The organism is Amycolatopsis sp. WGS_07, assembly GCF_045278895.1.
In the GTDB taxonomy this organism is placed as follows: Bacteria; Actinomycetota; Actinomycetes; order Mycobacteriales; family Pseudonocardiaceae; genus Amycolatopsis.
The window spans coordinates 3,189,136-3,211,165 of the sequence record NZ_CP136053.1 but is presented as its reverse complement, the minus strand read 5'-3'; the positions used below and the strand labels follow the sequence as shown (position 1 = coordinate 3,211,165).

Annotated in this window: 20 protein-coding genes and 1 pseudogene; 12 read left to right on the top strand and 9 right to left on the bottom strand. The window is 69.5% G+C overall.

Features of this window, described 5'->3' with window-relative positions; all coding sequences use genetic code 11:
- Positions 1-559: 559 nt before the first annotated feature.
- Positions 560-1,912, top strand: a complete 1,353-nt coding sequence (pcaB, locus tag RPX00_RS15205) for a 3-carboxy-cis,cis-muconate cycloisomerase (RefSeq protein ID WP_406640175.1) — start codon at positions 560-562, stop codon at positions 1,910-1,912.
- A 51-nt stretch (positions 1,913-1,963) separates the two neighbouring features.
- Here pcaB and RPX00_RS15200 read toward each other — a convergent pair whose 3' ends face one another.
- On the bottom strand, positions 1,964-2,500 hold the full coding sequence (locus tag RPX00_RS15200) for a DUF4383 domain-containing protein (protein ID WP_406640174.1): 537 nt from the start codon (positions 2,498-2,500) through the stop codon (positions 1,964-1,966).
- 145 nt (positions 2,501-2,645) lie between these two features.
- The gene (locus RPX00_RS15195; protein WP_406640173.1) at positions 2,646-3,092 is read right to left on the bottom strand and encodes an anthrone oxygenase family protein; all 447 of its coding nucleotides are present in this window, start codon (positions 3,090-3,092) and stop codon (positions 2,646-2,648) included.
- 90 nt (positions 3,093-3,182) lie between these two features.
- On the opposite strand from RPX00_RS15195, the gene RPX00_RS15190 reads away from it, so the two are divergent.
- A complete protein-coding gene (locus RPX00_RS15190; protein ID WP_406640171.1) occupies positions 3,183-3,761 on the top strand; it encodes a TetR/AcrR family transcriptional regulator in 579 nt (192 codons plus the stop codon).
- Positions 3,762-3,879: 118 nt separating this feature from the next.
- Positions 3,880-4,752: a hypothetical protein gene (locus RPX00_RS15185; protein ID WP_406640170.1), complete on the top strand. Its 873-nt coding sequence runs from the start codon at positions 3,880-3,882 to the stop codon at positions 4,750-4,752.
- Positions 4,753-4,756: 4 nt separating this feature from the next.
- Here RPX00_RS15185 and RPX00_RS15180 read toward each other — a convergent pair whose 3' ends face one another.
- Together RPX00_RS15180 and RPX00_RS15175 are read right to left on the bottom strand one after the other, a co-directional pair.
- Positions 4,757-5,974 carry an alpha/beta hydrolase gene (locus RPX00_RS15180; RefSeq protein WP_406640169.1) on the bottom strand — a complete coding sequence of 406 codons (1,218 nt, stop codon included), beginning with the start codon at positions 5,972-5,974 and terminating at the stop codon, positions 4,757-4,759.
- 156 nt (positions 5,975-6,130) lie between these two features.
- Positions 6,131-7,081: an alpha/beta hydrolase gene (locus RPX00_RS15175; protein ID WP_406640168.1), complete on the bottom strand. Its 951-nt coding sequence runs from the start codon at positions 7,079-7,081 to the stop codon at positions 6,131-6,133.
- 169 nt (positions 7,082-7,250) lie between these two features.
- Between RPX00_RS15175 and RPX00_RS15170 the strand changes: the two genes are divergently transcribed.
- The 3 genes from RPX00_RS15170 to RPX00_RS15160 all read left to right on the top strand — a co-directional run bounded on the left by RPX00_RS15170 (position 7,251) and on the right by RPX00_RS15160 (position 9,178).
- Entirely contained in the window at positions 7,251-7,724 is a 474-nt protein-coding gene (locus tag RPX00_RS15170; protein ID WP_406640167.1) for a MarR family winged helix-turn-helix transcriptional regulator, read from the top strand.
- Positions 7,725-7,774: 50 nt separating this feature from the next.
- Positions 7,775-8,623 carry an SAM-dependent methyltransferase gene (locus tag RPX00_RS15165; RefSeq protein WP_406640166.1) on the top strand — a complete coding sequence of 283 codons (849 nt, stop codon included), beginning with the start codon at positions 7,775-7,777 and terminating at the stop codon, positions 8,621-8,623.
- 72 nt (positions 8,624-8,695) lie between these two features.
- On the top strand, positions 8,696-9,178 hold the full coding sequence (locus RPX00_RS15160) for a hypothetical protein (protein WP_406640164.1): 483 nt from the start codon (positions 8,696-8,698) through the stop codon (positions 9,176-9,178).
- Here the strand turns inward: RPX00_RS15160 and RPX00_RS15155 are convergent.
- Entirely contained in the window at positions 9,142-10,071 is a 930-nt protein-coding gene (locus tag RPX00_RS15155; protein ID WP_406640163.1) for a patatin family protein, read from the bottom strand. The two genes, RPX00_RS15160 and RPX00_RS15155, sit on opposite strands and share 37 nt — an antisense overlap.
- Before the next feature lie 112 nt (positions 10,072-10,183).
- Here RPX00_RS15155 and RPX00_RS15150 point away from each other — a divergent pair, with 112 nt between their 5' ends.
- The 4 genes from RPX00_RS15150 to RPX00_RS15135 all read left to right on the top strand — a co-directional run bounded on the left by RPX00_RS15150 (position 10,184) and on the right by RPX00_RS15135 (position 14,056).
- Positions 10,184-10,729, top strand: coding sequence for a PadR family transcriptional regulator (locus RPX00_RS15150; protein WP_406640162.1), 546 nt, complete (start codon positions 10,184-10,186; stop codon positions 10,727-10,729).
- Positions 10,729-12,735 carry an FAD-dependent oxidoreductase gene (locus RPX00_RS15145; RefSeq protein ID WP_406640161.1) on the top strand — a complete coding sequence of 669 codons (2,007 nt, stop codon included), beginning with the start codon at positions 10,729-10,731 and terminating at the stop codon, positions 12,733-12,735. Before RPX00_RS15150 ends, RPX00_RS15145 begins: the two co-directional genes overlap by 1 nt.
- A 29-nt stretch (positions 12,736-12,764) precedes the next feature.
- Complete coding sequence (locus tag RPX00_RS15140; protein ID WP_406640159.1) at positions 12,765-13,733, top strand: prephenate dehydrogenase; 969 nt, start codon at positions 12,765-12,767, stop codon at positions 13,731-13,733.
- 65 nt (positions 13,734-13,798) lie between these two features.
- Positions 13,799-14,056, top strand: coding sequence for an antitoxin (locus RPX00_RS15135; RefSeq protein ID WP_406640158.1), 258 nt, complete (start codon positions 13,799-13,801; stop codon positions 14,054-14,056).
- Between the two features lie 48 nt (positions 14,057-14,104).
- Here the strand turns inward: RPX00_RS15135 and RPX00_RS15130 are convergent.
- Positions 14,105-16,062 (bottom strand): annotated as a pseudogene (locus RPX00_RS15130) (FUSC family protein).
- A 74-nt stretch (positions 16,063-16,136) separates the two neighbouring features.
- Here RPX00_RS15130 and RPX00_RS15125 point away from each other — a divergent pair.
- The gene (locus RPX00_RS15125) at positions 16,137-16,583 is read left to right on the top strand and encodes an SRPBCC family protein (protein ID WP_406640157.1); all 447 of its coding nucleotides are present in this window, start codon (positions 16,137-16,139) and stop codon (positions 16,581-16,583) included.
- An 85-nt stretch (positions 16,584-16,668) separates the two neighbouring features.
- Entirely contained in the window at positions 16,669-17,427 is a 759-nt protein-coding gene (locus tag RPX00_RS15120) for a polysaccharide deacetylase family protein (protein WP_406640156.1), read from the top strand.
- A gap of 196 nt (positions 17,428-17,623) precedes the next feature.
- On the opposite strand, the gene RPX00_RS15115 is transcribed toward RPX00_RS15120, so the two are convergent.
- Genes RPX00_RS15115 through RPX00_RS15105 form a run of 3 tightly spaced genes read right to left on the bottom strand, consistent with a single transcriptional unit; the run spans position 17,624 to position 21,353 of the window.
- The gene (locus RPX00_RS15115; RefSeq protein WP_406640155.1) at positions 17,624-20,212 is read right to left on the bottom strand and encodes a CHAT domain-containing protein; all 2,589 of its coding nucleotides are present in this window, start codon (positions 20,210-20,212) and stop codon (positions 17,624-17,626) included.
- A 53-nt stretch (positions 20,213-20,265) separates the two neighbouring features.
- Complete coding sequence (locus RPX00_RS15110) at positions 20,266-20,751, bottom strand: carboxypeptidase regulatory-like domain-containing protein (protein WP_378301642.1); 486 nt, start codon at positions 20,749-20,751, stop codon at positions 20,266-20,268.
- Positions 20,748-21,353, bottom strand: a complete 606-nt coding sequence (locus tag RPX00_RS15105) for an RNA polymerase sigma factor (protein WP_406640154.1) — start codon at positions 21,351-21,353, stop codon at positions 20,748-20,750. Before RPX00_RS15105 ends, RPX00_RS15110 begins: the two co-directional genes overlap by 4 nt.
- Positions 21,354-22,030: the final 677 nt, after the last annotated feature.

Below are 22,030 nucleotides of genomic sequence, written 5' to 3'. Positions count from 1 at the left end.
GGGCTTCGGCGGCAGGGAGTTCGGGTGGAGGTGACGCGGTGAAGTGACGGGGGCTCTTGAGTCCGGAGTGGAGGCAGCGGACGAGCGTGCAACAGTTGGCCGGTGCGACCACGCCGCGCAACCGGTGGCCCTGGGCGCAGCGGACAAAGCAGGTCACAGCCAGGCAGCACCACCACGCCGAGGTGACTGCGAGTTCGCCCTGCAGCGGTACGCACACCGAGGCGACCGGCAATCCGGCCCGCGCCAGGCAATCGCCCTGCAGCCAGGCAGCACCACCACGCCGACGCAACTGGCAGCGGGCACGCGCACCGAGGCAACCAGCAACCCGGACCGCATCAGCTAAACGCCCCGCAGCCAGGCAACACGCCAAGGCGACTGACAGCACACGCCGCCGCGAGCCAGCGCGCCGAGACGACCCGCAACCCGGACCGCACCAACAACCACCCACAGCCAGCCGACGCAGCCTCACCAGCGGCGATCCCTCCGAAATGGACTCCCACACCCCAAGCGACCAGCGACCCTCCCGCCCCACTCCGCCAAGCGTGCGATGCTGGACGGCATGACCGCCGATCCCGACTCCGGCCTTCTCTCGCCAGTGCGAGCCGGAACCCCGGCTGAAGCAGTGACCGGCGACCGGGCCTTCGCCGCCGCCTTGCTGGAGGCGGAGGCCGCACTCGCGCGGGCGCAGGCGCGGCTCGGCACGGTGCCCTCCGAGGCAGCCGAGCGCATCACCGTCGCCGCGCGGGAACTGGGCGAAAGCCTCGACGTCGTCCAGCTGGCCCGCGACGCGCGTGCGACCGGGAACCCGGTGGTCAGCCTCGTGCGCACGCTGTCGGCCAAGGTCCCGGACGTCGCGGACTTCGTCCACCGCGGCTCAACCAGCCAGGACATCGCCGACACGGCCATGATGCTCGTCGCGCGCGACGCCCTGCGGCTGATCAGCGCGGACCTGACGGCGATCGCCCACGCCCTCGCCGAGCTGGCGCGCGTCCACCGCGACACCGTCATGCCCGGACGGACTCTCACCGCCCACGCCGTCCCGACGACCTTCGGGTTGAAGGCCGCGATCTGGCGGCAGGGTGTCCAGGAATCCGCCCGGCGGGTGGCTTCGTTGAAATTGCCGGTGTCTCTCGGCGGTGCGGCCGGGACGTTGGCCGCGTACGTTCAATACGGCGACGGCACCGCCGACTACGCCGAACGGCTCGTCGCGGCCTTCGCTGAGGAGACCGGGCTAACCGCGCCGACGCTGCCGTGGCACGCGGATCGCACCCCGGTAGCCGAATTGGTCGCCGCTTTGGCCGGTGTGACAACGGCAGTGGGGAAAATCGCGGTCGACGTCCAGGTCCTGGCCCGTACCGAAATCGGCGAGGCGGCCGAAGCGACCGGTGGCGGTTCTTCGGCGATGCCGCACAAGCAAAACCCGGTCCAGTCGGCGTTAATCCGGTCGGCCGCGTTGCAGGTACCGGTGCTGGCCGCCGGAGTCACGCAATCCGGGTTGGCCGAAGACGAACGTTCAGCGGGCGTCTGGCAGGCCGAGTGGCAGCTACTGCGCGAATGCCTGCGGCTGACCGGCGGAGCCACTCACACCGCCGTGGATTTGGTGCGGGGACTGAAGATTCACGCGGATCGCATGCGGGATAACCTCGCGCTGACCAACGGGTTGATCGTCTCGGAACGACTGTCCGCCGCGCTGGCCCCGAAGGTCGGCAAGGCTCGCGCAAAGGACTTGCTAGGCACCGCTTCCCGGCGGGCGATCGAAGAAAACCGTTCCCTGGCTGAGGTTCTGACGGACACACCGGAGATCACGGCGGTCGTCGACGCCGAGACGCTGGCTGATCTCGCGGACCCGACGCGCTACCTCGGCGCAGCGGGCCAGTTAGTGGACCGGGCGTTAGAGACCCCCGACGCATAACCGGGACCGCCACCGGAGCGAGTCCAGTGAGCGATCCCGGTGGGCCGAACCTCAGTGTGCCAAGCCGTGCCCGCCATGCTCGGGCCGATGTCGCGGCGCGGTCGTATCGGCGTCGGCCTCGGCGGGCGCCTCGTCCTCCGGCAGCAGAACCCCGTGGCGCGCTGGGAGAACCGCGGTCAGCAGACCGAGGACCGCGATGCCGAGATGCAGCCAGTTGTCGGCGTCGGCGAGGTTGAGCGGGTTGCCGAGGCTGGACACCGGATTGACCGTGATCGTCCCGGCGAGCATCAGGCCCCAGACGAACAGCGCGCCGTAGCCGATGAAGAGCAGCCAGCCGAACGTCCGCGCCCGGCCGGAACCCAGCGCCAGCAGCAGGCCGATCACGCCGGTCGCCACGTGGACGACGTTGTTCAGCGGATTGGCGGAAAACCGCCACAAAGTGACACCGTGTCCGGTGAAGTCCCCGAACCCGGACTTCACGAGCCCGACGATGCCGTAGGCGAGAAACAGGACCCCGAGCAGAACGGCCAGCACCTGCGCGGGCTGCAGCCCTTCCACCCGAACGCGGGCTCCGTGCGCACGAACCATGACTCCAGTCCTTCCCGTACCGAGATGACGGTGGGTCAACCCTGAAGGAATACCCCCGGTCAAACCGGCCCGAAACCCGAATCCGGTCACCCCACCAGGGCGTTCGCCGGTGCGGCCGGGGCGCATGGGGCTGCTGAGCAGCAAATCAACCGAGCGCGGCGGCCAGCAGCGCGAAGGCGGCGATGAGGACCGCGACACGGACGTAGTGGTAGCGGTCCCACCGCCGCATCTGCTCCTTCCAGTCCGCGGGCCGGTTTTCCGGGGTCCACGTCTTGCCCCGGTTGTTGATCGGGACGAGCAGCAGAATCGACATGACCACACTCACGACCAGCAGCCCGGCGGCGATCACGACCAGCCCCGTCCCAGGGCCGCCCCACGCGGCGACCGCCCAGATCGCGCTCAGCACAAGCGATCCGATGTACCAGAACGGCATGACGGCGCCGAGCATCCGGCCGCCGTGGGAGCGGGCGCGCTGGGCGCTGTCGTCGGGGAGCGCGGTGAAGATCGGGTTCATCACGAAGGCGACCGAGAACTCCACCCCCACCATCACGCCGACAACCACGATCGTGCAGACCTCAAGTGCGCTGAGCATGATGACCTTCCCCGTATCTAGCGTTGCTAGTGAATGAACCAATGCTAGATCTACTGCCGCTCTCTTGTCTAGCAATGCTAGAGTCAGCTCATGTCGGTACAGGAACGCAAGCAGCGCGAACAGGCGGAACGCGAGCGCCTCATCGTCGCGACGGCCCGCGAACTCGCCGAGCAGCAGGGTTGGGACGCGGTCACCACCCGCAGGCTCGCCGAGCGCATCGAGTACAGCCAGCCCGTCCTCTACAGCCACTTCCGCGGCAAGCGCGAGATCATCGGCGCCGTCGCGCTCGAGGGGTCCACCGAGCTGGCCGCCGCGCTGCGAGCCGCCACCGAAGCCGCGGACGGTCCGCGCGCCCGGGTCACCGCCCTCGCGCGCGCCTACCTCGACTTCGCCGAGCGCCACCAAGCGGTCTACGACGCCATCTTCCAGCTCGACGGCGGCCTGGCCTTCGCGCAGGAGGACACTCCGGAACCGCTGAAAGACGCCTTCGCCGCCCTGCAGGAAACCCTCGGCGAGGTCGCCGGAGACGGCGTCCACCCAGCCCTGTTCACTGAGCTGTTCTGGGCGTCCCTGCACGGAATCGCGACCCTGACCCGTGCGGGACGGCAGCCGAGGGAGTTCGCCGACCAACGGGTCGAACTGCTGGTGGACCGGCTCGCCGTGGTCTGACCGACAGCTGCTTGCCCGCAGCACTCCCGGCCGTCACGCGTACCGGCCAGTACCGAGACCCATCCCACAACCCGCCCGATTCGGCGAACCCTGATCAGGTGATCGGGGAAGTCGGGTCATGCGCAGGACGAGCACGTTCCTCTTGACCGGCATGATTCTCGGTGCCGTCATCGCGTTCCTGATCACCTCGGCCGAGCCTTACCGGCAGGTGATCACCGCGGCCGGGCCGGCGGCCAGCGGCATCTCCCCGTCCACCGACCCGAGCACCCCGGGCACCAGCCCCAGCCCGAAACCCAGCACGGGCAGCGCCGCACCCCAGCAAGCCGCCGACCTCCCCGCGCTCGTCCCCCAAGGGCACGTCAGCGTGGTCGTCTACGACCGCACCACCGAAACGACCCCGGTCTCCCTCGACGCGCACCGGCACTACACCTCCGCGTCGCTGGTGAAGATCCTGATCGCCTTCGACGCGCTCGACCGCGGCACCAGTCCGGCCACCGTGCGGGAAATGCTGTCCCGCAGCGACGACGACACCGCCAGCAGACTGTGGGTCGCGGGCGGCGAGACCAGCATCGTCCGCGCGGCCGTACCGGAGATGGGCCTCGCCGAAACCAAACCGCCGCGGAACCCGGGGCGTTGGGGCGACACGGAAATCACCGCCGCCGACATCACGCGCGTCTACCGCTACCTGATGGACAAAGCACCAGCCGAGCAGCGCGAAACGATCCTCCAGGCGCTCCGCGGTGCCACCGAAAACGGCGCCGACGGCTTCCGCCAGTACTTCGGCATCCCAGACGCGCTCGGCCACGTTCGCTGGGCCGTCAAACAAGGCTGGTCCTGCTGCAATCCCGGGCGCATCCTTCACACCACCGGCCTCGTGAAGGACGACCGGTACCTCGTCACCGTCCTCACCGAGAATCCCCGCTCGGTCAGCTACGAAACCGCCGCGGCCCAGGTCACCGAGGTGGTCAAGCACCTTCCCGGTATCCGCTGAACCGTCACTGCTCCACCTCCGCCAGCGCGCCTCGCGCACCCGTCTTCGGCAGCGGCCACGGCTTCACCCCGCCGGTCACGTCGGCCTGGTGCGCGGGCGCGGACGGCCCCGGGATCCGCTGCCCGATCCACGACAGCACGTCCGGCAGCTGCGCCTTGAACGTGTTCATGTTGTGCCCGGCGTCCGGAATCCGCCACGTCGTGAACTGCACCGGCGGCTGCGCGGCCGCGCGCATCTGGTCGACCGCGCGGCTTTCGTTCTGCTCCTTCTCCCCGGAAATCGCGAGGAGTTCGAGCGGGGCCGGGTGCAGCCGGAGGTTGATCCGGACGTTGTTCGCGTCCTCGATGTCCTTGCGGCCGCGGAAAAGGTTCTCGGTTTCGCCGTCCACTTGTGCCTTCTCGTATCCGCTGACGCTCGCCGCCTGCGCGTACCACTGCGGATGCCGCGTCACGAGATTCAGCGCGCAGTAGCCGCCGGACGACCAGCCCGCGATCGTCCACGCCCGCCGGTCCGGATTGACGCCGAGGCGCTGAATCGCCCAATCGCGGACGTCCGCGGACAGGTAGGTGTCGTTGGGGCTTCCGTTGACCTCGTCGACGCATTCGGTGTCGTGGCCGATTTTCGGCGTTCCGGTCGGGTCCGGGATCAGCACGATCACCGGCGGCAGCAGGTGTTTCGAGATCGCCGAGTCAAGTTGTTCGGGCAGGTGATACCCGATCGGGGCGGTGGTGACCTCCGGACCGGACGGATAGTTCGGGATCCAGGTGATCGCCGGGAACCGCATCGCCTTGTACGGATGCTGGAAGTATTGCGGCGGAAGGTAAACCGTCACGTCGCGGGTGAGGCCGGTGCGCTTTCCGGTCACCGTCACGTGCGCGATGGTCCCCTTGCCGACCCGCGCGTGCGCCACGCCGAGGTCGCGCGCCCGGCTGAGGTCCACCCCATTGTCGCCGCCCTCGACGTCGATTCCCTCCGCGGCGAACGCGCCGGTCCCGAGCAGCGAGCCGAGCGTCGGGAAGAATCCGCCGATCATGTTGCCAGTCAAGCCAAGCGTGACGATCACGAGAAACAGCGCGACCAGAACCGTGGCGCTGCGGCCGAGTTGCTTGCGCTTACGCCATTTGTCCCAGAACCACGGGACCGAGACCACCGCGACGAGCGCGAGTACGCCGATCACCGCGAGCATGACGGGCGAATCCAACCTGATTTGGCTCAGGTGCACGGGAACCTCCAGGACCGATCGCGCGCCCGGAAGGCGGGACCCGCTGCTCTAGATACGTTTGAGGGGCCACTCTCGTTGTGATCACGTGACGCCGATCACTCCGGAAATGGCCCCAGCAAACTCAGCGGAATCTCAGGATTGCCCGTTCGTCCCTGATTAGTTGCCGAATGCGGCACGCAGAACCGTGATCGCCTGCGTGATCGCGGCTTCCGCGGCGTGCGTTTCCCGAAGCGCGTTCACCATCACGAAGTCGTGGATCACGCCCTGGTACCGAACCGCCGTCACCGGCACGCCCGCCTGACGCAGCTTCGCGGCGTACGCCTCGCCTTCGTCGCGAAGAACGTCCGCTTCGCCGGTGATCACGAGCGCCGGCGGCAGTCCAGCAAGCTGTTCCACAGTGGCGCGAAGCGGCGAAGCGGTGATCTCGGCCCGCTGCGCCTCATCGGTCGTGTACTGGTCCCAGAACCACTTCATGCCTTCGCGGCTGAGGAAGTAGCCCTCGGCGAACTTGGTGTACGACTCGGTGTCGAAGGACGCGTCGGTCACCGGGTAGAACAGCACCTGCTGCAGGAACTTGACGTCGCCGCGCTCCTTCGCCATCAGCGTCAGCGCCGCAGTCATGTTCCCGCCGACGGAGTCGCCCGCGATCGCGATCCTCGTCGTGTCGAGGCCCTTCTCCGCACCGTTTTCGACAACCCACTTCGCGGCGGCGTAGTTCTCTTCGATCGCGACGGGGTAACGGGCTTCCGGCGAACGGCTGTATTCCGGGAACACCACTGCCGCGCCGGTTCCGGCGGCGAGTTCGCGGACGAGCCGCTCGTGGGTGTGGAAATCGCCGAAGACCCAGCCCGCCCCGTGGATGTAGACGAGCACCGGCAGCGGCCCGGCAACGCCCTGCGGCTTCACGATCCGGATCTCGGGTCCACCTGGGACAGTCAGCGTCTCGATGTCGGCGGGCGCCAGTTCGACGTCGCCGTCCTGCACGCCGTCGACCGCCTTCCGGCCTTCGGCAGGCGGGAGCTGGTACAGGTACGGCGGCTGGTCGGTGGCCTCGGCGAACGCCTGGGCGGCCGGCTCGAGGACGAGATTCTGCGGGTTCGCGGTCATGGCTTCCTCCGATAGCTGCGTCGTTCGGACTGCCCACAACATAGCTCCACAACTTAGTTGTGCACAACTCAATGGCACTCAATGAGATATAGAGCACTTGAGTTGCCCTTCCCGGCCGAGCGAGAGAGGATGGAGAGCTGGCGAACGGAAAACGTGCGGGAGGCTACCCATGACCAGCACAGACACCGGGGAAACCGGCTCACTGCTGCTCGACGACCAGCTGTGCTTCGGCCTGTACTCGGCTTCCCGGGCGGTCACCGCGCTCTACCGGACCCTGCTCGAACCGCTCGACCTCACCTACCCGCAGTACCTGGTGATGCTCGCGCTGTGGCAGCAGGACGAACAGCAGGTCAAGGAACTCGGCTCCGCGCTGAGCCTCGACTCCGGCACGCTGTCGCCGCTGCTGAAGCGCCTGGAGAAGGCCGGGCTGATCAAGCGCGAACGCCAATCCGACGACGAGCGTTCGGTCCGCATCCGGCTCACCGACGCGGGAACCGCGTTGCGCGCCAAGGCGGAACGGATCCCGCCGCACGTCGGCGCAGCGATGAATCTGGACAAGGCCGAACTCGCCCGGATGCGCACCGCGATGGACCAGCTGACGGCTTCGGTCAACGCCTACCGGGAGTCCTACCGCCCGAGCTGACCCGGACGCCATGGTTAGCATGAGCGCCAGGGGCAAGCGTGAGGACGGCGATGAGCACACAGGACGAAGCACTGCGCGCGGTGGAAGCCAGTCTGGACCGGCCGTCGGCGGCCCGCGTCTACGACTACTTCATCGGCGGCACCACCAACTACGCGATCGACCGCATGTTCGCCGAGAAGGTGCGGGAACGGCTGCCGCTGATCGGCGAGTACTGCCGCACCAGCAGGCAGTTCCTCGGCCGCGCGGTGCGCCAGAGCGTACGCGAGGGCATCCGGCAGTTCGTCGACATCGGTTCCGGCCTGCCCACCGCGGGCAACGTGCACGAGGTGGCCGACGAGGAGCGTCCGGAGCACGACACTTCCGTGCTGTACCTGGACAACGAGCCCGTCGCGCTCGCGCACTCGCAGGTGCTGCTCGCCGACACCGCGGACGAGGACCGGCACCAGGCGATCGCCGCCGACCTCATGCAGCCCGCCGAATTGTGGGACCGGGTCGCCGATTCGCACGTGATCGACGTCCGGAAGCCGGTGGCGCTGATCGTCAACGCGGTGCTGCACTTCATCAAGGACGAGCAGGACCCAGACGGCATTCTCGAGTTCTACCGCAAGCAGCTCGCGCCGGGCTCGTTGCTCATTCTTTCCCAGATGACCAACGAAAACCCGGTGGACGACAACGAACGCCAGGCACTGATCGACATCATCAAGTACTACGAGTCGACGACCAACCCGGGCTTCCTGCGCACGAAGGCGGAGTTCGAACGGTTCTTCGGCGGCTGGCCTCTGCTCGAACCGGGCCTGGTGTACGCGCCGGCGTGGCATCCGGACGCCGACACGGTGTTCGCGAAGGTGCCCTCGGAGTCGCGGGTGATCGGCGGAGTCGCCCGCAAACCGCAGGCCTGACGGGGTTTTCCCACCCGGCCTCCACCCCCGGGTGGAGGCGCGGGACGGCCCGGCCCGGGCAGTGTTGCCGGTGTGCCGAACACTTTCGACAACATCCTGATCGGCCTGGTCGTCCTGGCCTGGCTGATGTGGCGGCAGCTTCAAGTCCGCCGCGCCGACCGTCCGCCGGTGGTCTTGCTCGTCATCAGCGTGCTCGGAGTCGCTTCCCTAGGCTTCGCCCTCGCGAAGACCACGCCGACTACCGCGGCAATCCTGTTGCTGGCCTTCAGTTTCGTGCTCGCTGCCGGATTCGGCGTGCTCCGCGCGTACACCATGCGGCTCTGGCGCACCGACGGAACCCTGTGGCGGCAAGGAAACTGGCGAACCGCCGCGCTGTGGCTCATTTCCTTCGGCATCCACTTAGGACTTGACTTCGCCGTCGACGCGGTCAATCCCGTGCACGGACTCGGCGGCGCGTCCATTCTGCTGTATCTCGCGGTTTCCCTTGTCGCCCAACGGCTGACGGTTCACTCCCGCGCTCACGACGCCCGGCGCAGCCCTTCCAACGCCGCGTAAACCGCACCCCGCCCCAACTCCACCGCACGCCGCAACACCATCGGATCCCGTTCCAGCACCACGACGTCCGGGGCGCCAGCCGGCGGCCGGACACTCGTCAGCCGCGGATCTTCCCGCAGCTGACGCTCATCCTCCAGATCCCGGTGGTACTGCGTCCGCCACGCGTCGATGGTGCCCGGCGCGTGGCGGCGCAGAAACCGCGGCACGACCACGTCCTGCACTCGCGGCGGCCGCGCCGGGAGTTCGTCCTCGCGCCGGGTCCGCAGCACCAGCACGTCCGTCGCGCCCTGGGCCAACGCGCTGCGAAACGGCAGCGGCTCGGCGATCCCCGCGTCCACGAACCGCCGTCCGCCCATCGCGATCGGCGGACCGGCCAGCACCGGCATGCACGACGACGCCGCGAGCGCCGTTTTGATCCCGTCCACGTCCTCGATGAACGGGTGCAGATCGGTCGATTCGCCGGTGTCGGCGTCGGTGGCGAGCGGATGAAAGCCGACCGGATTCGCCAGGATCGCCGGGAAATCCATCGGTTCGAGCACCGAGTACACCTGGTGCACGAGGTATTCGAGATCGATCACCGCCCGGCCGCGCAGGGTGTGCAGCGGGTTGATGATCCGCCGCATCACCGCCGGGTTCCACCATGTCCGCACGCCGGTCCGCGATCGCCCGCACAACAGCCACGCCGCGTTGAGCGCACCGGCGGAGGCGCCGTAGACGTCGTCGAACGCCAGCGTGGCCCCGAGTTCGTCGAGCGCGAGCACCATTCCGCTCGAATACGTGCCGCGGCTGCTGCCGCCCTCGACGGCGAGCGCGAGCCGTCGGCCGTCCGTCCGCTGCCCCGGCACGCTTCCCTCGGCGATCCGCGCGGCGAGCAGCTCCAAAACCGGATCCACCCCTCCATCTTGATCCTTTCCGCGGTGCCGATCGACCCGTTTTGCCCCCTCTGCGGGTGACCTGGCTTGCACTCAGTTGCACTGCACCTAGTTGCATATGACACTGTCCGGCATGGCACTGGAGCACGCGATCCTCGTCTCGCTGTCGGAACGCTCCGGCTCGGGCTACGAGCTGGCGCGCCGGTTCGAGAAGTCCATCGGGCTGTTCTGGAGCGCCTCCCACCAGCAGATTTACCGCGTGCTGAAGCGGATGGAGGAGGCCGGTCAGGTCGCCGTCGACGTGGTGGCCCAGGACGGGCGGCCGGACAAGAAGGTCTACACCGTCAGCGAACCGGGCCGCGCCGAACTGCGCCGCTGGCTCGCCGAACCCGCGCCGTCAGCCGGACCGCAGGAGCTGGCGGTGAAGCTGCGCGGAGCGTCGTTCGGCGACGCCGAAGCGGTCGCCGCCGAGATCACCCGGCACCGCGACGCGCACGCCGAACGGCTCGATCTGTACCGGCAGATCGAGAAGCGCGACTTCCCCGCCCCGGACCGGCTCCGCGGCCGTCCGCTGCACCAGTACCTCGTGCTGCGCGGCGGAATCCGCGTCGAAGAAGGCCAGGTCGAGTGGCTGGAAGAAATCCTGACCGCGTTGCGGGCCGACGAAAAGGACGACTGATGACCGAGTACCCGAACCTGCTGTCCCCGCTCGATCTCGGTTTCACGACGCTGCGCAACCGCGTCCTGATGGGCTCGATGCACACCGGGCTGGAGGACCGCGCGTCCCGCTTCCCGCAGCTCGCCGAGTACTACGCCGAACGCGCCCGCGGCGGCGTCGGCCTGATCGTCACCGGCGGATTCGCTCCGAACCGCACCGGCTGGCTGCTGCCGCTGGCCTCGAAGCTGTCCACGCCCGCCGAAGCGAAGAACCACCAACTGCTCACCAGCGCGGTGCACGCCGAAGGCGGCAAGATCGCGCTGCAAATCCTGCACGCCGGCCGCTACGCCTACCACCCGCTGAGCGTGTCCGCGTCGAGCCGCAAAGCCCCGATCAACCCGTTCCGCCCGCGCGCGCTCACCACGTACGGCGTGCATCGCACCATTCGCGCGTTCGCCGATTGCGCCGCGCTGGCCCGAGACGCCGGGTACGACGGCGTCGAAATCATGGGTTCCGAGGGCTACCTGATCAACCAGTTCCTCGCCGAACGCACCAACCGGCGGACCGACGCCTGGGGCGGTACGGCGGAGAAGCGCCGCCGGTTCGCAGTCGAGATCGTCCGGCGTACCAGGGAAAAGGTCGGGCCGGACTTCATCATCATCTACCGGCTGTCCATGCTCGATCTCGTCGAGGGCGGGCAGAGCTGGGACGACGTCGTCGCGCTCGCCCGCGAGGTCGAGGCGGCCGGGGCCACGATCATCAACACCGGCATCGGCTGGCACGAGGCGCGCGTGCCGACGATCGTCACGTCCGTGCCGCGCGGCGCGTTCACCTGGGTCACCGGGAAGCTGAAGCCGCACGTGTCGGTCCCGGTGGTGACCTCCAACCGGATCAACCTGCCGCACGTCGCGGAACAAGCGCTCGCCGACGGCGACGCGGACCTGGTCTCGATGGCCCGTCCGCTGCTCGCCGACCCGGACTGGATCCGCAAGGCCGAAACCGGCCGCGCGGACGAGATCAACACCTGCATCGCGTGCAACCAGGCCTGCCTCGACCACGCATTCAGCCGGAAACCGGTGTCCTGCATGGTGAATCCGCGCGCCGGACACGAGACGACGCTGAATCTGCTGCCGACCCGGCGGGTCAAACGCGTCGCCGTCGTCGGAGCCGGACCGGCCGGGCTCGCCACCGCGACCGCGCTCGGCGAACGCGGCCACGACGTCGAGTTGTTCGAGGCCGACGACGAAATCGGCGGCCAGTTCGGGATCGCGCAGCGGATTCCGGGCAAGGAGGAGTTCGCCGAGACCATCCGGTACTACACCCGCCGGCTGGAGGTCACCGGCGTGAAGGTGCACCTCGGCACCCGGGTGACCGCCGCGGACCTGACCGGCTTCGACGAGGTCGTGCTGGCCACCGGCGTCACGCCGCGGGTCCCTTCGCTGCCCGGGATCGATCATCCGAAGGTGCTTTCGTACGTCGATGTCGTGCGGCATGGCAAACCGGTCGGCGAGCGGGTCGCGGTGATCGGCGCGGGCGGCATCGGCGTGGACGTCAGCGAATTCCTCACGCACAGCACGTCGCCCGCGTTAGACCGCGACGCCTGGATGGCCGAATGGGGCGTCACCGACCCCGCGCTCGCGCCCGGCGGACTGGCGAAGCCGAAGCCGGAACCGTCGCCGCGACAGGTCTACCTGCTGCAGCGCAAGAAGTCGCCGATCGGAGCCGGGCTCGGCAAGACGTCCGGCTGGGTGCATCGCGCGGCCCTGCGCGCCAAGGGCGTGGAAAAGATCAGCGGAGTCACCTACGAACGGATCGACGACGCCGGGCTGCACGTCACGGTCGACGGGAAACCGCGGCTGCTGGAAGTCGACACCGTGGTGGTCTGCGCTGGCCAGGAATCCGTCCGGGATCTCGCCGGCGCGCTCGGCGACGTGCCGGTGCATCTCGTCGGAGGGGCCGACGAGGCCCGCGAACTCGACGCCAAACGCGCGATCGACCAGGGCACCCGGCTGGCCGCCGTGCTGTAGCGGCTTGCGCGCACTGGCAGGATGGCCCCGTGCGAGACGTATGCGTAATCGGGCTCGGGCTCATCGGCGGTTCCCTGCTGCGGGCCGCCGCGGCGAGCGGCAGGACGGTCTGGGGAACCACAGTGTCCGAAGTGGACGCTGACGCGGCGAGCCGCGGCGGCTACGACGTCACCACCAACGCCGAAGCCGCCCTGCAACGCGCGGCGGCCGCGGACGCGATCGTGGTCATCGCGGTGCCGCTGCCCGCGGTGGAGAACCTGCTACGGCAGGTCGCACAACACGCATCGCACTGCATCCTCACCGACGTGGTCAGCGTGAAGGGCCCGATGCTCGACGCAGTCCGCCGGCGCGCGCCGTACACGCGCTACGTCGGCGGGCACCCGATGGCGGGCACCTCGCACTCCGGCTGGCTGGCCGGCGACACCATGCTCTTCCGCGACGCCGCGTGGGTCGTCGGCGTCGAAGAGGACACCGACCTCACCGCCTGGGCCGAGGTCACCCGGCTGGTCCTGGACGTCGGCGCGCACGCCGTGCCGCTGCCAGCGGACTCGCACGACGAGACGGTCGCCCGGATCTCGCACCTGCCGCACCTGTTCGCCGCGATCCTCGCCTCGGTCGGCGCACAGGGCGGCCCGCTCGCGATGTCGCTGGCCGCCGGCTCGTTCCGCGACGGCACCCGCGTGGCCGGTTCGTCGCCGGACCTGGTGCGCGCCATGACCGAAGGCAACCGCGACGCCCTGCTCCCGATCGTCGACGACGCACTCGGCCGCCTCGGTGCCGCCCGCGGCTCGCTCGCGTCCACCGGCGGCCTCGCCGCGACCATCAACGCAGGTCACGAGGGTGCTTTGGCGTTGGAGGCGGCCCGCGACGTGGCGCTGTCCGGCGTCCGCATCGACCTCACCGCCGCCGACGCCCGCGAAGGACTCGTGGCACTCGGCGAACGCGGCGGCCGCATCACCGGACTGGACGGAGCGGTCGCCCTCGGCGAAGTCTCTTGACTTGCCTGGAACGCCGGGTGTGTGACGATTGAAGCCTCTCAATCCCAACCCCGGGGAGGCATTCGATGGGCATCAACTTCGACGAGATCAAGAACAAGGCGACCGAGGCGCTGCGCGAGAACAGCGGCAAGCTCGAGCAGGGTCTCGAGAAGGCGGCGGAGTTCGCGAAGTCCAAGGTCAGCGGCCACGACTCGCAGATCGACGGCGGCGTGGACAAGGCCAAGGACCTGCTCGGCAAGGTCACCGGCAAGCACGACGAGGGCGGGAAGCCCGACGAGGGCGACCAGAAGCCCGAGGGCGGCCAGCCCGGCGGACAGCAGTAACCCTCCGCCTCCAGGTTGGTTTGCTCGCCCAGCTGAGGCGAGCGTGGCTCAGGTGCGCCGGTGATAAGGCAGGAACCGGCGCACCAGCCGCAGCGGCGACCGTTCCACCAGGTCCGGCCCGCGCACCGCGTCGAACGTCGAGCCGAGCTGGTCCACCACCCCGGCGAGCCGAGGGTTGTCCGGCATCGGCACCGAATCCGGGTCCCGCTGCTCGCGCACCGCGGAAGCCAGCTCCGCCAACGCGTCCGTGATCAGCTCGATGTCCGCGGGCGACGGGGCGGGCGCGCCCTCGCCGATCGTCACGCCGACCTCGGTCACCGCGTCAGTCACGCGTTCCAGCCCCGCGATCACCGGCCACCACGCCACCGCCTGCCGTCCCGCCGGTGACGGTTCCACGATCACCTGCTGAAACGCCGTCCGCAGGTCCGCGAGCGCGCGATACGCCGCGCGCCGGGCCCGCGACCGGGCAAGCCGGGCCTCGCCGGTCGAGTTCAGCACCATCGCGGTGCGGACGTACTTGGCGACAGTGTCGAAACTGTCCGCCAGCCGCCCGCCGACCGTCGGCCGCCGCGAACCCGGCCACAGCAGATAGCCGAAGACGAGCACGATCACGCAGCCGATCACCGTGTCGACTAGCCGCGCCAGCACGACCGTCCAGCTGCCGGTGTTGGCGAGGTCCATCTGCAGGATGATCAGCGGCGTCACGAACGTGCCAAGCATCCCGTAATTGCGCACCTTCCCCACCGCGGCACCGCCGGCGAACACCGCGATCAGCACGACCAGCACCCAGCCGCGCGCACCGAACGCGAGCACCACCGCGCCGATCCCGACGCCCGCGACCGTGCCCAGCCCGCGCAGCACCGCGCGGCCGAACACCGAGCCGAAGTCCGGTTTCAGCACCACGCCGACGGTGAGCGTGATCCAGTACGACCGCTCGAACGGCACCAGCAGCGCCACCACTTCGGCCACCGCGACGCACAACGTGAGCCGCAGCGTCGCCAGCCAGGTCAACGGTCCGGAGAGCCCGCTCGCCCACTCGCGCACGCGACGCAGCGGCGAGACTTTTTGCGCCGCTTGCGATCGTCGAGCTTCCCGATCCGCGCCAGCCCGGCGTAAAGCGCGCTGACCACCGCGTCGGCGTTCTCGTCCGGTAACTCCGGCGCGGGCGGCAGCGGCTGACTCGCCAGCACCGAGGCCGCGACGCGCGTCAGGTAGTCGATCACCTCGTCCGGCGGGCGCTGCCCGGCATTGACCATCGCCACCGACGCCTCGACCGCGGGCGTCGTCGCGGACAGCCGGTTCAGCAGCCTGCGATACGCCGCGTCGCGACCGGACAGCCACGAACGCGCGACCAGCAACCGGTCGTACGCCGTGCTCATCGCGGTGGTCAGCTGATGGCGCGCGACCCGCGACGTCGGCTCGTCCTCAGCCGACAGCATCGCCGCGAGTTCGATGTAGACCTGCGCGACGGCGGTGCGTTCCGGGCTCGTCGCACGAAGCGTCCAGGTGCCGAGCGCGACCAGCAACCCCCAGCCAGCGCCCGCACAGAAGTAACCGAAGAGCAGCTCGGTGCGCACACCTGTCGCGTGTTGGGCGGTGCCGAGCACGCAGAAGACGAACATCTGCAGCCCAGCCACTGAAGCGTTGCTGCCCGCCGCGCTGATCAACGCGGACACCGCGGCCACCACCACGATCGCCGGGATCGACCAGGCCGGCATGCCGCCGGTCAGCAGCCCGAGGAGGTACCCGACCGCAGCGGCGAACGTCGCCCCGCCGAGCCGGCGCGCGCGGTAGCGGTACGCCCCCGCCGCCTCGGACAGCACGGTCGGCAAGGCGCCGGTGGAGATCAGCGCCCCCACCGCGATGTCGCCCGCGGCGTACGCGACCGCTAGCGGCGTGGCCAGCGCTACCACGGCGCGAGCGACCATGTTCCACGGAATGGGAACCGGTTTTGACCGCAAAAGTTGCGTCAGCCAGTGCGGCGCGGCGAAGTCGGGGCGGCTCACCGCACCATCTTGACCTACCGGGGCCGTCCGGGATTGATTTGTCGCTCGGTCAACAACGTGTTCGGGGAGCTTTCATGCCGGGTCGCAGGTACTCGTACGAGGTGAATCGGGTGAGCACCGCGCCGCCGTCCGTGCTGTTCCGGCTGGAAAGCGACGGGCCGCTGTGGTCGACCTGGGCGCGGCCGCTCGTGTGGCAGTCCCGCTGGTCCGCGCTCGGCGACGACGGCCGGGTCGGCGCTGTCCGGGAGGTCGGTTTGTGGCCCGTCCTGGCGCACGAACGAACTCTCGAATACGTACCGAATCGGCGGCACGTCTACACATTCGACGGTTTCAGCCCGGTCCACGACTATCGTGCGGAGGTGGTGTTCACCCCGAACGCCCACGGCGGCACGGATCTCCGATGGTCGGGATCGTTCGCCGAACGCATCCCCGGAACGGGTCCCGTCGCCCGCGCAGCGTTGCGCAGCGTGATCGGATTTCTCGCCACGCACCTGGTCAAAGCGGGCAACCGTGCAGGCTGACCGGGGTGCGCTGCACCACAACGATCAACTCAGGCCGGAGCACAGACGTCATCCCCTCGGGTGACCCCGAGGGAAAGGAAGCGGCATGGCGAAGCGATGGCTGGCGGCGGCTGTGGCCGGTTTGCTCTTGCTGTCGGCATGCTCCGGCCCGGATTCGGATCAATCCCCGGAACAGGCGAACCCCGCACCGGGCGCCGCGAAACCAGGCCCGCCGCCCGGGCCCTATCCGTTCGGCACCGTGCAGCAGAAGGCCCCGGCGATCCAGGACGGCAAGGTCGGCGTGGTCCGCCGCATCCAGACCGACAAACCGTACGTTTTCATCACCATGGACGACGGCGCGGTGAAGGATCCGTCGGCACCGAGCCTGATCCAGCAGTCCGGCGGACATCCGGTGCTGTTCCTGAACAACCGGTACGTGAAGGGCCACGAGGCGTACTTCAAGTCCATCCTCGACTCGACCGGCGCGGTGCTCGGCGACCACACGGTCAACCACCCGAACCTCAAGGGCAAACCGCTGGACTTCCAGAAAAAGGAAATCTGCGACGACGCCGACGACTTCCAGAAGTCGCTCGGCGTGCGCCCCACCCTGTTCCGCCCGCCGTTCGGCAACTACGACCAGAACACCCTGAAGGCCGCGGCGATGTGCGGCATGCGCGCGACGGTCCTCTGGACGGCGTCGGTGAACGACGGGGTGGTCCAGTTCCAGGTCGGCGACAAGCTCCGCCCCGGCGACATCGTGCTGATGCACTTCCGCAAGACGTTCAAGGAAGACTACGAAGCCTTCCTCGCCCGAGCGAAGCAGGACGGCCTGACCCCGGTCCCGCTAGCCGACTTCCTGGGCTGACCCGGGCCCACCCGGCTCGTGCGTGCTGGTGCCGGTTCTCACCGGCATCGCCACTCACGAGACCCCGCCGCACGCCGCCACCTGGCACACAGCAGCCCGCCGCGCGCCGGTTCTCCTTGTCGGCCGTCGTGAGTGGAAATCCCGGTTCTAACCGCGATCGCCACTCACGAGCCTCCGCCCGCCGCTGCCCCAGCGCTCATCCAGCCCCGAGGCACACGAACGGCCGCCGCATCGGGTCCACCGCTACCGCTTCGGCCAGCGCCAACGCGGGCGAAGTCCCCTCGGCCAGCCGCCGGTGCAGGTCCGCCATCGTGTCCGCCGCCGCCCGGTCGCCGACCCGGGCCACCGCGCCGATGACCGTCCGCGAACCGCTCGCCAGCAGCGTTCCCGCGAAGCCCAGTGCTTCCTCGCCCGGACGGATGTGGCTCATCGCCAGCTCGCACGCGGCCAGCACCACCCGTTCCGGCGGGTTCGCGAGCCGGGTCGTCTCGTGGGCGAACAGCGGGCCGTCGACCAGTTCGATGCGGGAGAACAGCGCGTTCGCCGGCTCGTGCGCGCCGTGCGCGACCACGTGTGCCAGGCGGGTGCCGTCCAGCGCGGTCAGGACCGTCGCGCTCGTCGCGGCGTCGCCTTCGACCAGCTGCGCGTCCGGATACACCGAGCGCAGCTTGCTCACCTCGCCGACCGCGCCCGGCACGCCGGGACCGCCCGCCAGCAGCACCGGCCCGTCCTCGGCCGGCCGTTTCGCGGTGATCCACGCGGTCGCCGACGGCGCGATCGACACCGGATGCCCGCGCAGCGACGGCAACGCGCCCCACGGCATCGCGTACAACTGTCCGATCGGGACGATCACCAGCTCCCGATCGTCGAGAGTTTTGACCAGTGACGCGGAAATCAACGCGTCGAGCTTCTCCGCGCGCCGGCGTGCGGACGCGGACACGGTCTCGGCCAGCATCGGCGGCAGGTGGTCCGGCGCGAGGGCGTCGAGGTCGGCGTGCAGCTGGGTCGCGGTCTCCACGATGTCGTCCAGCGGACCCAGTTTGAGCAGCCGGAACGTGCCCCGGTCGACGACCACCGAGTACAGCTGATTCTTGTACGGCACCAAACTCACCAGCACGCGATCGCCGAGCGCGGCGACCACCTCGTCCGGCGTCGCGACCGGACGCGGGCGGCCCCACTGACTCGTGTACCAGCCGAGCCTGCTCGCCTCGCGCTGCAGCACGGTGTACCGCTGCTCCAGCGCCTTCACCGGTTCGCCCTCCAGCCGGGCGCGCTGAATGGTTCGCTGGACGTGCCGCATTTCGTTGATGTGCTTGGCCAGCACCGGATCCTCGATCACCGGCAGCGGTTCGTACCGGTAAACCTGTGCCCGGGTCCGTTCGAGCCACGCGAACATCCGCCGTGCGCCCGCCGCGTTCCGCCGCGCGCGCCGCAGCACGAGCCGCATCGCCAGCCTGCCCAGCTCCTCGCCGTGCACGGCCGTGCCGCACACCAGATCGAGCCCGCCCATCCGGTCGCGTATCGTGCCGAGTTCGCGCAGTCCGGCGCGGGCCTGTGCGAGCGCGGCCCGCGGCCGGTCCTCGGCGACGGCCAGTTCCGCGCGGCACAACCGAAACAGCATCCGGTGGTCGATCGGCGACGTCGCGCGCGGGGCGGGCACGTGCGTGAGGACGAGCGAGGCTTCGGCGATTTCCTTGCGGCGGATCAGCAATCGCACCGCGAAGAGCCGGGCGACCGCTGCCTCGTCGCGCAGCCCGAGCGCGGCCAGCCGTTCGGCGATGGAGACGAGTTCGGCGGGCAACCGCGAGGTAGAGCGTCCTTCGCGGTCGGACAGCACCTGCTGCGCCTCCGCCCGAAACCGGGCCAAACCGGCGATCTCCGCCCAGGTTCGATTGCCGCGGCGGAGAAATCGGCGGCGCGCGTCCGACGCGGATTTTCGCGCCAACGCGAAATCGCCTTCCAGCAACGCGGCCGCCGCCCGCGCGACCTCGGCTTCGGCGATGTGCTGGCCGGATCCGTTGGTGCGCAACTCCGGCAGCGCTTCGTCGAGGTGCCGGCCCGCCTCGTCGGCGAGCCCCGCGGTGAGCAGCGCGCGGGCCTGGTCGAGCCGGATCAACGGGATCGAACCGGGCGATTCGGTGACGAGGATTCGCGCGGCTTGTTCGTAGCTGGACAACGCTTGCGGGACGTCGCCGATGAGCTGCGCGTGGTCGCCGAGGTTTTGCCGGATCTTGCCTTCGAGCCGGGTGTGCCCGTTTTCGCGGGCGAAGCTGAGCGCGCGTTCGAGGTCGGCTTGCGCGGCGTTCGGCTGGTTCAGCGCCATGTGTACGAGGGCCCGGTTGCTGAGCATGATCACCAGGGTGCGGCGGCCGTCGTCGAATTCGGCCTCGATCCCGGGCAGCACCGCGTCGTAAACCGAAAGCGATTCGCTGAACCGCCCGCCGCGCATCAGCACGACCGCGCGCTGGCCGGTGACCAGCAACCCGAGTTCGCGGGCGGCTTTGCTCTCCGGAAGCTGCTCGCGAAGCTGCCGCGCGGTTTCCAGGTGCGCGAGACCCGCATCGGTGGACGCGACCTCAGCCTCGGCCGCGCCGAGGCTCACCAGCACCCGCACCTGCAGTTCACGGTGTTCGGGAAGCGGCTCGGCGACGCGCGCCAGCCGCGTGAGCGCGCTGCGGAACAACCGCACCGCGACGCCGGGCCGTTGGTCGGACGCGGCGGCCCGGCCGCGCGCGTACAGATCAGACGCCGCCGCGATCGTTCGATCATGGACGGGCGCGGACACGGACTCTATGGGAGCACACCTCCGCCACTCTCCATAACGCCCGTCCGGGTTTCTCAGAGCACGACGGTCGGTGTCACCACGGTGCGGCGGTGCGCGCCGGCGCCGAGGTGCACGAGGATCTGCGTGGTTCCGCAGGGGACGCGTTCGAGCACGAACCGGCCGCCTTCGTCGGTCGCCGTCGCGAACGTGCCGTGATCGGCGACCCGGACCTCCACGTCGTACTCGCCCGCGGGCGCGAGCCAGCCGTCGATCCGGTGCACCTTCCCGATTTTGGTCAGGTTGATCATCACGGTCAGGTCGCTGACGGTGAACGTGATCGTCCCGGTCGCCGTGCTGCGCACGCCGGCCAGTTCGTCGAGCCGTTCCCAGCGCGCGACCTCGACGTCGAGGTTCTCGAGTTCGAGCGCGAACTGGACCCGCTGCACCAGATCCTCCGGCGGCGGGTCGATTTCCTCGAGGAACCGGCCGATATCGGCCAGAATGGCCTCGTCGTCCGGAATCGCGTGGCCGTGTCCCGGCCTGCCGATGTTGTCGCTCACCGGGCACCCCCTTCTCCTGCGAGCAGATCGCGCATCGAGTCGAGGCAGCGGCCCCTGGTGGGCCCCACGCTGCCGCGCGGCATCTGCATAGCCTCGGCGACCGCGCGGTATTCGGCACGGCCGGCGAGGACGGTCAACCGCAGCAGCTCCTGGCAGCGTGCGGGCAGGCGGAGGAAGGCGCGCCAGACCCGGCGATCCCGGTCGGCGCGGACGGCTTCCTCCTCAGGCGCGGGGTGATCGCTCTCCAAAGTCGCGGCGACCTCGTCCGACAACGGCACCGGCTGCGCACGCCTGCCGTAGGGACGAGTCGCCTCGCGACGCGTCGTGGTGATCAGCCAGGCAGCGAGCGCGCGCGGATCGCGCAGCTTCGCCAGCTGGCTGAACAAGGCGAGCCACACCGTCTGGACCACATCCTCGGCCAACTGCCGGTCCAGCCCGTTGGCGCGCGCGACATGCCACACCAGCGGCGTCAGCTCCTCGACCAGTTTCGCCATGGCGCGCCGATCACCGCCCCGAGCCGCTTCCATACAGGCGGCATGCAGGTCGGCGCCGGTCAGGCCTTCCCAGGGCGGGTCTACCTCGGTGGTGTGCACGTCGGTCACCGTAGCTGCCTCACTCCGGAGGTGGGCCGACATGGGCGGCAGAGCCTCCGGTCGTGTCGGCGCGGCTCCGGTCGTCGCGGGTCGGCTCTCCGGTCGGGTACCGGATCGATCGTGAATTGTGCGCGCTCTTTCAGTGGGTCCGGTGATGCGGATGGTGTCCAGGGGCACGGTGTGTGCCCGGTGGGTGGGCTCTTGGTTGAGGAGCAAACAACTGGCGCTGGGATACATGAATCTCTGACTTCGCTGGATGAATTTTTTCACTAGAGCCGATGTGAAACGGCTCGCGGCGGCATTTACGCAGGTCAACCACGTTGTGACAGGTGCCGGGACACGACCGGCCGGGCTCCCCCTCCGGCACGGCCGTGCCCCGACAGCTCCGTCGGACCCGATGAGTCCCCCAACGACCCATCGCGCCCCGCCCGGCCCGGTTCAGCCGAACGGATTCCTCCCCTGAACCCGCCCGACGTCCCCGATCCGGAAGCTGCTGCCCCATCGCCAGTCCCGCCGACCGGTCCGGCTGGACGGATCCCTCCCCCGAATCCGTCCACCCGGACCAGCCCTGCCGGACCGGCTCCGCGAGCCTGTCTGGCCAGGCGGATTCCTCCCCGAATCCGTCTCGCCGGACTGCCCGCAAGCCCCCCTCGAGCCAGCCGCTGGCCTGGCGGTCTCCCGCCCCA